The sequence below is a fragment of the Oerskovia sp. NPDC060287 genome (assembly GCF_042726775.1).
Lineage (GTDB): Bacteria > Actinomycetota > Actinomycetes > Actinomycetales > Cellulomonadaceae > Oerskovia > Oerskovia merdavium.
The window spans coordinates 1-13,654 of record NZ_JBHXBO010000004.1; the positions used below are offsets into that span (position 1 = coordinate 1).

11 protein-coding genes and 2 pseudogenes are annotated in these 13,654 nt (G+C 73.4%); 7 read left to right on the top strand and 6 right to left on the bottom strand.

Annotated features, from left to right (window positions below; genetic code table 11):
- The 3 genes and pseudogenes from ACFWFR_RS00575 to ACFWFR_RS00585 all read right to left on the bottom strand — a co-directional run.
- Window positions 1-549 (bottom strand): annotated as a pseudogene (locus ACFWFR_RS00575) (hypothetical protein); the annotation flags it as partial.
- Between the two features lie 216 nt (window positions 550-765).
- Window positions 766-912 (bottom strand): annotated as a pseudogene (locus ACFWFR_RS00580) (type IV toxin-antitoxin system AbiEi family antitoxin domain-containing protein); the annotation flags it as partial.
- Window positions 913-1,106: 194 nt separating this feature from the next.
- Window positions 1,107-3,422, bottom strand: coding sequence for a cytochrome c oxidase assembly protein (locus tag ACFWFR_RS00585; protein ID WP_377620476.1), 2,316 nt, complete (start codon window positions 3,420-3,422; stop codon window positions 1,107-1,109).
- Between the two features lie 249 nt (window positions 3,423-3,671).
- On the opposite strand from ACFWFR_RS00585, the gene ACFWFR_RS00590 reads away from it, so the two are divergent.
- From ACFWFR_RS00590 to ACFWFR_RS00615, 6 genes are read left to right on the top strand one after another with little or no spacing between them, the layout of a single operon-like run.
- Window positions 3,672-4,670, top strand: a complete 999-nt coding sequence (locus tag ACFWFR_RS00590; protein WP_191805118.1) for a MoxR family ATPase — start codon at window positions 3,672-3,674, stop codon at window positions 4,668-4,670.
- A 10-nt stretch (window positions 4,671-4,680) separates the two neighbouring features.
- Window positions 4,681-5,607, top strand: coding sequence for a DUF58 domain-containing protein (locus ACFWFR_RS00595; RefSeq protein ID WP_377620478.1), 927 nt, complete (start codon window positions 4,681-4,683; stop codon window positions 5,605-5,607).
- Complete coding sequence (locus ACFWFR_RS00600) at window positions 5,594-6,112, top strand: hypothetical protein (protein ID WP_377620481.1); 519 nt, start codon at window positions 5,594-5,596, stop codon at window positions 6,110-6,112. The genes ACFWFR_RS00595 and ACFWFR_RS00600 overlap by 14 nt, the downstream gene beginning before the upstream one ends.
- Entirely contained in the window at window positions 6,106-7,212 is a 1,107-nt protein-coding gene (locus ACFWFR_RS00605; RefSeq protein WP_377620483.1) for a VWA domain-containing protein, read from the top strand. The genes ACFWFR_RS00600 and ACFWFR_RS00605 overlap by 7 nt, the downstream gene beginning before the upstream one ends.
- Window positions 7,209-8,261, top strand: coding sequence for a VWA domain-containing protein (locus ACFWFR_RS00610; protein ID WP_377620485.1), 1,053 nt, complete (start codon window positions 7,209-7,211; stop codon window positions 8,259-8,261). Before ACFWFR_RS00605 ends, ACFWFR_RS00610 begins: the two co-directional genes overlap by 4 nt.
- Window positions 8,258-9,385 carry a hypothetical protein gene (locus ACFWFR_RS00615; protein WP_377620487.1) on the top strand — a complete coding sequence of 376 codons (1,128 nt, stop codon included), beginning with the start codon at window positions 8,258-8,260 and terminating at the stop codon, window positions 9,383-9,385. The genes ACFWFR_RS00610 and ACFWFR_RS00615 overlap by 4 nt, the downstream gene beginning before the upstream one ends.
- A gap of 24 nt (window positions 9,386-9,409) precedes the next feature.
- Here ACFWFR_RS00615 and soxR read toward each other — a convergent pair whose 3' ends face one another.
- A complete protein-coding gene (gene soxR / locus ACFWFR_RS00620) occupies window positions 9,410-9,880 on the bottom strand; it encodes a redox-sensitive transcriptional activator SoxR (protein ID WP_191805126.1) in 471 nt (156 codons plus the stop codon).
- A gap of 152 nt (window positions 9,881-10,032) precedes the next feature.
- On the opposite strand from soxR, the gene ACFWFR_RS00625 reads away from it, so the two are divergent.
- Window positions 10,033-11,568: an MFS transporter gene (locus ACFWFR_RS00625; protein WP_377620489.1), complete on the top strand. Its 1,536-nt coding sequence runs from the start codon at window positions 10,033-10,035 to the stop codon at window positions 11,566-11,568.
- A 71-nt stretch (window positions 11,569-11,639) separates the two neighbouring features.
- On the opposite strand, the gene ACFWFR_RS00630 is transcribed toward ACFWFR_RS00625, so the two are convergent.
- Both ACFWFR_RS00630 and ACFWFR_RS00635 read right to left on the bottom strand, forming a co-directional pair.
- A complete protein-coding gene (locus ACFWFR_RS00630) occupies window positions 11,640-12,539 on the bottom strand; it encodes a sirohydrochlorin chelatase (protein ID WP_377620491.1) in 900 nt (299 codons plus the stop codon).
- The gene (locus ACFWFR_RS00635) at window positions 12,536-13,627 is read right to left on the bottom strand and encodes a uroporphyrinogen-III synthase (RefSeq protein ID WP_377620524.1); all 1,092 of its coding nucleotides are present in this window, start codon (window positions 13,625-13,627) and stop codon (window positions 12,536-12,538) included. Before ACFWFR_RS00635 ends, ACFWFR_RS00630 begins: the two co-directional genes overlap by 4 nt.
- Window positions 13,628-13,654 lie beyond the last annotated feature (27 nt).

A 13,654-nucleotide genomic window follows, 5' to 3' on the forward strand; every position in this document is an offset into this window, starting at 1 on the left:
CCGCACGACCTGTCCCACCCCCGGGAGATCGCGATGGGTGAAGCGCAGCACGTCTACCCGACCGGTGGCGACGATCAGGTTCTGTCGGTACCGATCGGCATAGACAGCGCTCGGCTCGCCGTGCACCTCGTGGCCGTCCATCTCCGCCACGAGCCACCGGCCGCCGTCCCTCCGCCACGCCATGTCTCCTCGGAGAGTGGACATCCCGTCCGGGTGCTCGATCGGCAGCTGAAGCACAGTCGGCGGGACACCCTCGTCGAGGCAGTCGAGCCTGCCGAAGGACTCGAGCGGCGACTCTGCGCGCGCGTCCGCAAGGGCCCAGAGCTCATGGGTCCGAGCGACGCCCCTCCGCCCGCGAGCCATGTGGTGGGCGACCTCCAGACCTTGGCGGCCGATCGCGCCGCGGTGGAGTGCCGAGTCGAGGACCGCCAGTGCGTTCGCTCGCGGGAGCTCGGGGACCGCCTGGGCGAGCGCCCAGTCGAGAGTGACGAGTCGTCGCGACCCGACGCGAGTCGTCGTCATCCCGTCATCGAACTGACGCAGCCGCATCGCAGCGCGGTCGACACGGTTCGCGGCGCGCGGGAGTGCCGCTTCGGGCCTGATGCTGGCGGGCAGCCCCTGGATCTCGTGGAGCGCAAGGGCACAGGCACCTACCGCGACCGCCTCCGGTCCGAACGCGAGCAGCGCCGCCCAGGCCGCGCGACGGCGTCGTGCGCTGAAGGACCGTTCCCGGATCGGGAGGTTCGACGTGTCGTAGACCGCCCGTGCGATGCGAAGCCAGATGCCCCGCGCGACGTACCCACGGACCTCGCCGTCGGTGAGCCCAGCGGCACGCGCCTGACGGACGTCGACCAGACCAGCCTGGCCGGCTGCGAGCGCGAGGAGTTCGGGTGGGACCGGGCGTCGAGGCATCGGTCCAGTTCAGCGGATCCGTCCGAGCAGCGCCGACGACCCGCAGGCCGTTGTGGACGTCAGGGTGCCGGTCAGCCCTGTGGACAGGCCAACTCCGGGTCGAGCATGCGGTTCACGTCCGTCGAGCATGCGGTTCACGTCGAGAATCGACGAAAACTGAACGCCAACCGCATGCTCGCACCCCAGGAGCCAGCTCAGTCCTTCGCGTCCCGCTCCGCCATCTTCGCGAGCATCTCGTTGTACTCGTCCATCTCGACGTCGCCCACCTGGTCCACACGCCGGTCGCGCCGCTTGGCCTCGCGGTCGTCGGACCTCGACCACATGATCGCGACGATGATCGCGAGCGAGAGCGTCGGCAGCTCGCCGATCCCCCACGCCACGCCTCCGCCCCGCTGCTGGTCGGCGATCGCCGTGATCCCCCAGTCGTGGCCCAGGAGCCCGAACCACTCGGGCACGAGCAGCGCCGTCCCGGTCGTGAGCGCGACACCGAAGAACGCGTGGAACGCCATGGTCGCGAACAGCAGGAGCAGGCGCTGGGGCCAGCCGGGCCGGTGCGGACCGGGGTCGATCCCGATGAGCGCGTTCGCGAACAGGTACCCGGCGAGCGTGAAGTGCAGCAGCATCGCGAGGTGCCCGACGTACGTCGTCAGCGCGAGCTCGAACGCGGGCGTGTAGTAGAAGACGATCATCGAGCCGGCGAAGTTCACGGCCGCGACGACGGGGTTCGCGAAGAACTGCCCCCACTTCGAGGTCACGAGCGCGAGGACCCACTCGCGGGGCCCGCGCGAGCCGTCCTTGCGCACGGGCACTGCGCGCACGAGCAGCGTCACGGGGGCGGCGAGAACGAGGAAGATCGGCACGACCATCGCGAGGACCATGTGCTGGACCATGTGCGCACTGAACAGCACGTGCCCGTACATCGCGGGCCCGCCGTTGGTGACCCAGAACAGGATGACGATGCCGAAGCACCACGAGATCGTGCGTCCCACGGGCCACTTGTCGCCGCGCCGGGCGAGGCGTCGGACCCAGCGCAGGTAGACGACGAGCGCCGCGACGCACGCGAACGCGGGCAGCAGGTCCCAGCGCCACTCGGTGAACCACCGGCCCAGGTCCGGCTCGGGGGGCAGCGGGTGGCCCGTGACGAGCTCGGCGGGCGTGGGGAGCGCGGGGGGCTCGTCGGGGATGGGCGGGGCCGTCGAACCGAGGGCCACGGCGACGCCGGACACGGCTCCCATGACGAGCAGCTCGACCGCGACGAGCCGCCAGAACAGCCAGGTCGCGGCCTTCTCGGTCGCGGGAGCCACGGCGGTCCGTGCGGCGGTCCCCTTCTTCTGCCCGACGGCGGAGCCGCCCGCCGTCGTCGCCCCACCCGGGGCGGTGGTCGCGCGGGCCGAGGGAGCGGCCTCCTTGTCGGCCGCGGCAGCGACCCCTCGCCCACCCGTCGTCTTCCCCGCCGGACGAGCGTCTCCCGCGGCGCGCGCGGAGCCGCCCCCGCCGGCCGACCCACGGGCGGCGCCGCCGCGTCCCCCGCCGGCCGGGCCGACCCCCTGGAGCCTTCGCACGACGAGCTCGCGGTGCGCGAACCCGAGCGCCCCGAGCACGACCATGAGCCCGACCTTGGCGAGGATCAGGATGCCGTAGTCGGTGCTGAGCCCGTCGATGCCCCCGACCCGGATCCAGGCGTTCGCGACGCCCGAGACCGCGACCGCGACGAACGACCAGCCCGCGATCGAGGAGTAGCGCGAGACCGAGGACGCGAACGACGTCCGGTCGAGCCCGCCGCGCAGCCGTACGATCGCGAGGACGCCGAGCCCGCCGATCCACAGGGCCGCGCCGCCGAGGTGCAGGAACATCGAGGAGATCGCGAGCTCGTGGCTCGCTGCGCCCGCCGTGTGACCGGTGTTGGCCTGGAACGCGAGGGCCGAGATCGCGAGGAGCGCGGTCCACAGCGCGCCCGTGGGGGTACGGACCGCGAGCGCGCACGCCGAGGTGAGCGCGGCGACGATGATGACGCCCAGGAGGCTGCGGCCCAGCGAGATCTGGGTGACGAACGCCGCGAGCTGGTCGCCGAACCCGATGCTCGAGACGGGCATGCTCGACAGCACCGAGTAGCGCAGCACGGTCTGCACGACGGTCAGCACGGCCCACGTGGCCGACGCCGCACCGGCGACCCCGAGCGCCCGACGCATGGGTGGGCCGGCGGGCAGCACGCAGGCGGCGAGCACGAGCGCGCCGATCGTGAGCGAGATCGCGAGCTCGGTGAGGACCGTGGAGACGGGCAGGCCCCACCGCGAGATCGCGCCGGGGTCGGCGAAGCCCGTGAGCGCCTCGAAGGCTCCGGAGAACGCTCCGGCGGCCAGGACCGCGAGGACGGCGACGACGACCGCGGCCGGTCCGGCCGCCACGAGCCACCAGGGGTTGCGCGGGGAGTCGACGACGTCCCGGCCGGGGGTGCGCGCGGCCCGGTCGGGCGCGGTTCCTGGGGTGCTGCGGGGGGCGGTAGCGGTCACCGGTCCAGGGTAGGCGGCGTGCGGCGGATCGTGGTATTCCCGCTGGTCGGCCCCTCCTGCGGGAGAGGAGCCGCGCCCGGCGGGCGGCGCACGCGTGGGGACCTCGCACCATGCCCCACCTGTGGAGGACCCGGTCCCCCGTCAGGGTCCGCTGGCATACTGGGCCGGGTTCGCACGGCGTCCCCCTCGTGGGCGACGGCCGTGACCACGTCCTCAGCACGACCCGAGCACACGCGAAGGACCTCCACCATGGCCACAGGTCACGGCAGCATCTCCACGACGGACCTGGACCGTGCGGGTCACCTGCTCAAGCGCGTCGAGCAGGTGTTCGACCAGCGCGTCGTCGGGCAGGAAGCCCTGCGCACGGCCCTGATCAGCTCGCTGCTGGCGGGCGGCCACATCCTGCTGGAGTCCGTCCCGGGCCTCGCCAAGACCACGGCCGCGCAGACGCTCGCGGCGGCGATCAACGGCTCGTTCCGCCGCATCCAGTGCACGCCGGACCTCATGCCCAACGACATCGTGGGCACGCAGATCTACAACTACGCGACCGGGTCGTTCACGACACAGCTCGGGCCCGTGCACGCGAACCTGGTGCTGCTCGACGAGATCAACCGGTCGAGCGCCAAGACCCAGTCGGCGATGCTCGAGGCCATGCAGGAGAAGCAGACGTCGATCGGCGGCGAGAACTTCCCGCTGCCCTCGCCGTTCATGGTCCTCGCGACGCAGAACCCCATCGAGGAGGAGGGCACGTACGTGCTGCCCGAGGCCCAGATGGACCGCTTCCTCATGAAGGAGGTGCTGACGTACCCGGCCCCCGCGCAGGAGCTGGAGATCCTCGACCGCATCTCGACAGGGCGCATGACGGCGCCCATCACGGCCGAGCCCGTCAGCATCGACGACGTGGTGTTCCTCCAGCGCCTGGTCGACGACGTGTACGTCGACGAGTCGATCAAGCGGTACATCGTCGACCTCATCAACACGACCCGGCTGTCGGGGCCGCGCCCCGTCCCGGGCCTCGACCAGCACGTGCGCGTGGGCGCGAGCCCGCGCGGCGGGATCGCGCTCATGCGCGTGGGCCAGGCCCTCGCGATCCAGGCGGGTCGCGCGTTCGTCATCCCGGACGACATCAAGGCCGTGCGCTACTCGGTCCTGCGGCACCGTCTGGTGCGCACGTTCGACGCGCTCGCGACCAACGTCCAGCCCGAGCAGCTCATCGACGCCGTGTTCGACGCGGTCCCCACCCCGTAGGGCGCGGTCCATGGCAGACGTGTCGCGACTGGCCCAGGTGCGGGCCAGGCTCGAGCTCCCGCTGGCCCGGCGGGCCTCGGGGCTGCTCGAGGGGCGACACCGCTCCGTCCTCAAGGGGCACGGGCAGGACTTCGACGACCTCCACCTGTACGCGCCCGGCGAGGACGTGGGTGACATCGACTGGAAGTCGAGCGCCCGCGCTGGCATCCCCGTGGTGCGCAGGTTCGTGCGCGAGTCCAACGTGAACCTGGTCCTCGTGGTGGACACGGGACGCAACATGGGTGCGACCGCGGCGAGCGGCGAGCCCAAGGCCGACGCGGTGAGCTTCTGCTGCGCGCTCGTGGCCTACCTCGCGCGCGACCGCGGCGACCGGGTCGCGCTCGTCGCGGCGGACGCCGGGCGCATCGTCCAGCTCCCGCCCAGGGCCAGCACGCAGGACCTCGAGCTCATGCTCCGCACGGTCGAGAAGCAGCTGAGCGTCGACGCGCCCGCGAGCGACCTGAACCGGGCGCTCGACCGGGCGCTCAACGCGTTCCAGCGGCGCTCGCTCATGGTCGTCGTGACGGACGAGGCCCGCCCGGGTCCCGAGCACGAGCGCCTGCTGCGGCGCCTGCGCGTGCGCCACGAGGTCATGGTCGTCGCGGTCGCGGACCTGTCGCCCGTCGGGGTGGCGACCGTCGGCACCACGGCCGGCCCCGCGGCGCACCGTGCCCTCGGAGCGGTCGCGGACGTCGACGGCACGCTCGACCTGCCGCCGTTCCTGCGGGGTCGCGTGGACGTCGCCGAGGGCGCGGCGCAGGCCGTGCGTGCCCGGCGCGAGTCGGTCGTGGCCCTGCTGCGCACCCTCCAGGTGGAGGCCGTGAGCGTGACCGGGACCGACGACGTCGTGCCTCGTTTCGTCGAGCTGCTGGGGAGGCAGAAGCGTGCCCGACGATGAGCTCTACGCCCCGGTCCTCTACAGCGGCTGGTGGGCAGCCCTCGGGGTCGCCCTGCTGCTGCTCGTGGTCGGGTGGATCGTGTTCGCGTTCCTCTCGACGCGCGCGTCGGCCGAGGAGAAGGCGCAGCCGCCGGCTCCGCGCATTCCCACGGGGCCCTACGACCCTTACGCGGGCCTGCGCGCCGAGTTCGAGGCTCATCTCGACGCGGTCGAGCAGCGCTACCTCGCGGGCGAGCTCGACGAGCGCGGGCTCCACCTGGCGCTGTCCAAGGAGGTCCGCGGCTTCGCGTCGGGTCGTCTGGGCGTGGACGCCTCGGTGCTGACGCTCTCGGAGATCGAGCGCATGACGGGCACCCAGCACCTGACGCGCCTCATCGCGCGCTACTACCGCCCGTCGTTCGCGGAGTACGACGTCGACCCGCTGGCCCGCCTCGACGAGCACGGCGTCACCCCCACGGGCAGGGACTCGATCGACCGCGCCCGCACGGTGGTGAGGACGTGGTGACACCGCTGGCCGCAGCTCTCGCGGTCCTGACGCCCGGGCCGCAGGGCGCCTCGATCCTGTGGCCGTGGCTCCTCGCCGCGGTCGTCGTCGTGGTCCTCGCCGCGGGTGCGGCGGCCTGGTGGCTGGCACGCCGCCGTCGGGCACGTGCGGAGCAGGCGCGGGACGCCGACGGCGTGACGTGGGTCGCGAACTCGTCCTACCTGGCGCAGGTCCCCGCCTTCGCGGCGTGGGTGCGCCGCTACCGGACGCTGCAGGTCGCGGGGCTCGTCGGGTTGCTCGTGGCGCTCGTCGGGGTCGGTGCGGTCGCGGCGCGGCCCGTCGAGACCGACGTGGTCGTGGACCGGCTGGGGACCCGCGACATCGTGCTGTGCCTCGACGTGTCGGGCTCCATGACCGCGTACGACGGCGAGATCCTCAAGGTGTACTCGGAGCTGGTGGACAACTTCGAGGGCGAGCGGATCGCGCTGTCGATCTTCAACTCGACGTCGCGCACGGTGTTCCCGCTGACCGACGACTACACCCTGGTCAAGGAGCAGCTCGCGGCGGGCGTCGCAGCGTTCGACAAGGACCCGAGCACGCTCGACTTCATGCGCGAGGGCGACGAGAAGGACATCCTGGAATACCTCACGTACACCGCGGGCACGCTCGCGAACGAGTCCGCGGCGAGCCTCATCGGGGACGGGCTGGCGAACTGCGCGCTGCAGTTCGACGAGGAGGCCACGGAGCGCTCGCGCTCGATCATCCTCGCGACCGACAACTACGTGGCGGGCGAGCCCATCTACACGCTCGAGCAGGCAGCGGACCTGGTGACCTCGCGCGACATCACGCTGCACGGGATCTACGGGGGCTCGGACCTGTACGCGGGCACACCCGAGGAGGTCGAGTACCGCGACGTGGTCGAGGCGGGCGGGGGGCTGTACTTCCTCGCGGGCGACCCGCAAGCCGTCGAGGGCATGGTCGAGGACGTCGTGGCGCAGCAGGCCGTCGAGCTCGACGCGAGCCCCGAGGTGATCGTGACGGACCTGCCGACGGTCTGGTTCCTCGTGGCGACCGCAGGTGCCGCGCTCCTGCTCGTCGTGGCCTGGAGGTTGCGCGAATGACCCTCCACCCGTTGATCCCCCTGTGGGCGTGGGCCGTGGTGTTCGTGCCGCTGCTCGGGCTCGCCGTGTGGCAGCTCGTGGCCGCGCTGCGAGGCTCGTCGCGGGGCTCCGCCGGCAGGCAGGGCCCGCCCGCGGGCCCGCGGGGCGCGTGGGCGCGACGCACCGCGCTCGTCGCCGTCCTCGCCGTGATCGGCCTCGGGCCCTCGGTCCCCGTGACGGACCGGGACACGTCGGTCGCGAACGTCGACCTGTTCTTCGTGGTCGACCGCACGGGCTCCATGGCCGCCGAGGACTTCGACGGCACGAACGAGCGCCTCGTGGGCGTGCGCCACGACATCGCGAGCCTCACGGCCGACATCCCGGGCGCCCGCTACTCGATCATCTCGTTCGACTCGCAGGCCAGCCGCCAGCTCCCGCTCACGACCGACGCGCGCGCCATCACGTCCTGGGCCGACACGTTCAAGCGCGAGATCACGCTCTACTCCAAGGGGTCGCTCACCGACCGGCCGCTCGACGAGCTGCGCGACGCGCTCCAGGGAGCCGCGGCCGAGCGCCCGTCGAACATGCGGCTCGTGTTCTTCCTGTCCGACGGCGAGCAGACCGTGGACGGCGAGCCCCGCTCGTTCGAGGACCTCGCACCGCTCGTCGACGGCGGCGCGGTGCTGGGCTACGGCACCGCGGAGGGCGGGCGCATGAAGGAGTACATGCCGGGCGAGGACCCGGCCGCGGCCGAGTACATCGAGGACCCGTCGCAGGCGACGATCGACGAGTCCGAGGTCCCCGACGCCCTGTCGATCCTCGACGAGGAGAACCTGCGCGCGATCGCCGACCAGCTGGGGGTCCCGTACGTGCACCGAGAGACCACGAGCCCGACGGCGGAGCTCGTCGCGGGCGTCGACCCGCAGCAGGTCGCGGCCGACGGCAGGCGCCTCGTCACGGCCTACCGTCCGATCGTGTGGCCCTTCGCGCTCCTCGCGGCCGGCCTCCTGGGGATCGAGGCGTGGTTCGCGGGCCGGTCCGCGGCCCGCCGGGTGGGGGTGCGCGCATGAGCGACGACGGCGTGCTCCCGCAGCAGCCCCCGTGGGGCAGTGCGAACGGGTCGGGTGGGCCCTCCGGTTCCCCGGCCACCGGAGGCCGGCCCCCGCAGCCGGCTCCATCGTGGGGCGGGCCGTCGACGGTCCGCCCCGGCGCGCCGTACCCGCAGCCGCCTCGCGCGCAGCGGCCCGGCCTGCGCTCCCCCCGGGCCGCGGCGCTGCGCTCGAGGCGGCTGCGCCGTCGGGCACTGCTGCTCCTCCTGCCGATCCCGCTCCTGGTCGCCGCGATCGTGCTCGGGGTCAAGCTCGCGTTCCTGCCCGTGATCGCCTCGATGGGTTCCGACGACTACGACGCGGGCGACTACTCGGGCGCCGCCGACCTGTTCGACGTCCAGAAGACCATGAACGTCGTCGACCCGTGGAAGGCCTGGTTCAACACCGGGACCGCGCGGCACAGCAGCGGCGACGACTACACCGCGATCAACGACCTCCACCGGGCCTACGACCTCGCCGAGGGCGAGGAACCGATGGTCCGCTGCCGGATCCAGATCAACCTGTCGATCTCCTACGAGACCTCCGGGGACTACGAGAAGATCACCGCGGACGACTACATGGCGCAGAAGAAGGCGCTCGAGGAGGCGCTCGCCTCCCGTGCTGCGGGCGAGGACTACGACGCGACCGTGATCGACCCCTACGGCGACGGCAACGAGCTCACGCCCGAGCAGGTCCAGGACGACGCCACGACCTGGTACTCGTTCGCCGAGCGCTCGTTCGCGACGGCCGAGCAGGTGCGCGGCTGGCCCGGGTGCGAGGACCAGTCGGAGCAGGAGAAGGAGCAGAACGAGCAGTCGGTCCAGCGTCTGCAGGACAAGCAGCAGCAGGCCCAGGACGCGCAGCCGCAGGAGCCCCAGGACCCGCAGGAGGGCGACGAGCAGGAGCAGGAGCAGCCCGAGCCCGACCAGACCGAGGAGGAGCGGGCCGAGGCCGAGCGGCAGGAGAAGCTCCAGGAGCAGAACTCCGAGGCCAGGGACGACGAGGACCAGAGCCAGCAGGAGTACCAGAACTACTACGGGGGCGACGAGCCCGCGGGGGGCACGGGCGAGGAGCAGGGCGGCGGAGGCTCGAGCAAGAACTGGTGAGCGATGGTCGGTTCGGTCCGGCCCTCAGTCGTCCAGGCCGTCGACCAGCAACGTCCGGGGGCCAGGACCCTCCTCGGCCAGCACGTCGTGCGGGTTGGCCAGGACGCACTTGCGCAGCGACAGGCAGCCGCACCCGATGCAGTCCGTGAGGTGGTCGCGCAGGCGCACGAGCTGCTCGATCCGCGCGTCGAGGTCCGCGTGCCACATGCGCGAGAGGCGGCGCCAGTCCTTGGCGGTCGGGGTGCGGTTCTGCGGAAGGGTCGCGAGGGCCTCGCGGACCAGCGCGAGCGGGATCCCGACGCGTTGGGAGACCTTGATGAACGAGACCCGGCGCAGCGTCTCGCGCGGGTAGCGCCGCTGGTTGCCGGGGGTGCGGCGCGCCGTGAGCAGGCCCTCGCGCTCGTAGAAGTGCAGCGCCGAGACCGTGACGCCGCTGCGGCGCGCGAGCTCGCCGACCGTGAGCTCGTCGTCGGGGTGGGGCCCCTCGTCAGGCATGATTGCTCCAGGCATTCGTCACTCCGGCCATCGACGGGTCGAATGCACTTGACCTCGACAATGGTTGAGGTTCGAGACTAGTCGAAGCGCTCGACCGAGCGCACCCGTCGCGCGACGCCCCACCGGGTCGGCGCCCACCCCTGCGAGGAATCATGGAACCACCACGCCCATCGGCGCCCGAGGCAGACGTCGCCGAGGCGATCGCCGACTCCCCTGCCTTCGGTTCCCCCTCGACGGCCGCGCCGGCGGCCGGTTCGGTGGACCACCCCCTCACCGACGCGCCGAGCGTCGGCGCGGCTCCCGCGACCGGCACCACAGGCACCACCGACACCGCTTCCCGGAGCGGCGGCCTGTCCCCCGCGACCCAGCGCACGGTCATGATCGGCATGGTCGCCCTGGTGCTGCTCGGGGCGTTCGAGGCTCTGGCCGTCGCGACCGCGATGCCGACCGTCGCGCAGGCGCTCGACGGCTTGACGCTCTACGCCGTCGCGTTCGCGGGGTCGATCGCCGCGAGCGTCGTCGGGATGGTCGCGGCCGGTCGGTGGTGCGACAGGTTCGGACCGAGCCCGTCGCTGTGGGCCGGGGTCGGCCTGTTCCTCGCCGGCCTGGTCGTCGCGGGGCTCGCCCCGACCATGGAGGTCTTCGTCGCCGGGCGCGTGGTGCAGGGGCTGGGCACCGGGATGTACATCGTCGCGCTGTACGTGCTCGTCGCCCGGGTGTTCCCCGAGGACCGTCGCCCGTCCGTGTTCGCGGCCTTCGCCGCGGCGTGGGTCGTGCCCTCGATCGTCGGCCCGGCGGTCGCGGGGCTCGTCGTCGAGCACGTCGGGTGGCGCTGGGTCTTCCTCGCGGTGCCGTTCCTCGCGGTCCCGGCCGTGCTGATGATGCGCCCCGGCCTGCGCGCCGTCGTGCAGGACCGCCGCGCGAGCGACACCCCGGACCCTGCGGGGAACGCCGCGCTCTGGTGGGCCGTGGCCGCTGCCGTGGGCATCGGTCTCCTGCACTTCGCGGGCCAGCAGGACGGCGTGCTGCTGTACGCGGCGCTCGTGGTCGCGCTCGCCCTGGTCGTGGTGAGCGTGCCGCACCTGCTCCCGCGGGGCACGGTGCGTGCGGCGCGCGGGCTGCCCTCGGTGATCGCGATCCGCGGCCTGGTCGCGGCGGCCTTCACGGGCACCGAGGTCCTGCTGCCGCTGCTCCTCTCGCACGAGCGCGGCCTGTCCCCCGCACAGGCGGGCGGCGTCCTGACGTTCGGCGCGATCGGCTGGTCCGTCGGCGCGTGGCTGCGTGGCAAGGCCCGCTGGGGGTGGCCGCACTCGCGCTTCATCCTGATCGGGTCGTTCCTCATCGCGGGCGGGATCGCGGGCACCGCGCTCCTCGCGTGGCCCTCGGTGCCCCCGATCCTCGGCATGCTCGCGTGGACCGTCGCGGGCCTGGGGATGGGCATGGTCCACCCGACGCTCTCGGTGCTCACGCTCGCCCTGTCGCCCGAGGACCAGCAGGGTGCGAACAGCTCGGCGCTCCAGGTCTCGGACGCACTGTCCGCGGCGATCGCGCTGGCCGTGACCGGGTCGATGCTCTGGGCCCTGCACGACGCGTTCGGCCTTCTGGCCTACGTCATCTGCTTCGGGGTGACGGTCGTGATCGCGCTGCTCGCGGCGTTCGTCGCGCCGAGGACGCGGGTCCAGGCCTGAGCCGTGGCGCCGCCCGGGCTCGGCCCGTGCGGCGCCCGCGTCGCACCTGAGCGGTTGCGCGCAGCCGTGGCCTAGCGACCAGGCAGCGCCGCGACGCCCTCGGCGTAGCGGTCGAGGACGATCGCCGTGAGCCGGGCGTCGGGGGCCAGCGGCGCGGTGACGACGTCCGCGCCGGCCTCGAGCAGGCGGTCGTGGAAGAAGCCGGGGGCCAGCAGGTAGGCGGCGATCACCACGCGGGGGGCGGGTTCGCCCTCGCTGCCCGACGGCGCCGCACCGGCCGCTACGGCAGCTCCACCCGGGGCCGTGGCCGGCTCGCCCGGGACCACGGCGGCGGCGAGCGCCTCGCGCGCCGCCTCGACCGCGTCCCGCACCGACGGGGTGGCCATGGCGCCGAACCCGACCGTGACCGGTCCGTCGTGGTGCGCACGCAGGTGCTCGGCGACGGCCTCGACGTCGCGCGCCGCCCCCGACCTGCTCGATCCGGCGGCCGCGAGGACGACCGCGTCGTGCGGCCGGACCCCCGCCGCGGCGAGGCGGTCCGCGAGGATCTCGGCGAGCCGGGGGTCGGGTCCCAGGGCGCGGGCAGCCGTCGCTGCGCCGTGCTCCGGCCCGCGCCCCTCGTGCTCGGGCGAGACGGCCTCGGTGATGTCGACGTTCACGTGGAAGCCCGTGGAGAGCAGCAGGGGGACGACCACGGCCTGGCCACCCGCCCCCTCGCCCGGGGCGCGCGGTGCGACCGCGTGCGTGACGACGTCGGCCACCTCGGGCTGCTGGACGTCGACGAACGCCTCGCGGACGTCCAGGTCGGGGCGCGTCGCCCGGACGTCGTCGAGCAGTGCGCGGATCGCTGCCTGGCCCGCGGTGTCGTTGGTCCCGTGCGAGCACCCGACGAGCACGGGCGCACCCGTGCCGCCCGACGACGAGGCTCCCTCCGTCGCGCCCGAAGGGAATCCCAGGATCTCCGTGCTCATGCCAGCTCCAGTCGATAGCCACGTTTGACGACGGTCTTGACGAGGGTGCGCTCGCCCACGGCCTCGCGCAGCCGGGCCACGGCGACCTCCGCGGCGTGGGGGTCGCGCGAGTCCCCCGGCAGGGCGGCGAGGACCTGGTCGCGGGTCACGATCTCCCCGGCCCGGGACGCGAGCAGGCGCAGGACCTCGAGCCCGCTGGGCGAGAGCGGGAGGACCCGACCGTCGAGGACCGCGACGCGCGACCGGATCTGCAGGATGCCCGCGACGGTCACCAGGGCCAGGGTCTCGGCGTGCTCGTAGTGACCGACGAGCGTGCGGACCAGCGCGCCGAGGCGTCCGCGGTCCGGCTGGAGGGTCGAGATCCCGCGGTGCGCGAGGGGGCGGGCCGTGATGGGCCCGACGGCCGCGGCGATCATGGCGCCGCTCGCGAAGCGCGCGACGACCGCGTCGCCGACGCCCTCCGACTCCGCCACCGTGAGCCACGCCTCGGCGCCCGGGGCCGAGGTGAAGACGACCGCGTCGATCTCGCCGCCTGCGGCGGCGTGGACGGACGCCCGGAGCGCCGCCTCGTCGGGCGGCGGACCCCAGCGGTAGACGATGAGGCTCGCGACGTCGGCTCCTGCCTGCGCGAAGACCGTGTCGAGGCCGTCTGCCCCCGCTCCGTGGTGCTGGACCGCGATGCGCAGCCCGTCGACCCCCTCGCCGAGCAGGACGTCGGCGATCTCGCCCGACGTCTCCGACTCCGCGACCCAGTCGGCCTGGAGCCCGGCGGCCTGGATGGCACCGCGCGCCTTGGGTCCGCGGGCGACCAGGCGGGCCCCGCCCATGACGGCCAGGAGCTCGTCGGCCAGCCCGTGGGCGTCGGCCGCCTCGATCCAGCCGCGGAACCCGATGCCCGTGGTGACGACCACGACGTCCGGCGGGCGGGCGATCAGGTCGCGCGTGCCCGCCAGGAGGGCCTCGTCGTCCTCGTTGGGCACCATGCTCAGGGCGGGCGCGTGACGCACCTCGGCCCCCCGACGGATCAGCGCGGCGGCGAGCTCGCCCGAGCGGCGGTCGGCCGTGACGAGGACCGTGCAGCCGGCCATGACCTGACCGAGCGCGGGACGCTGCGG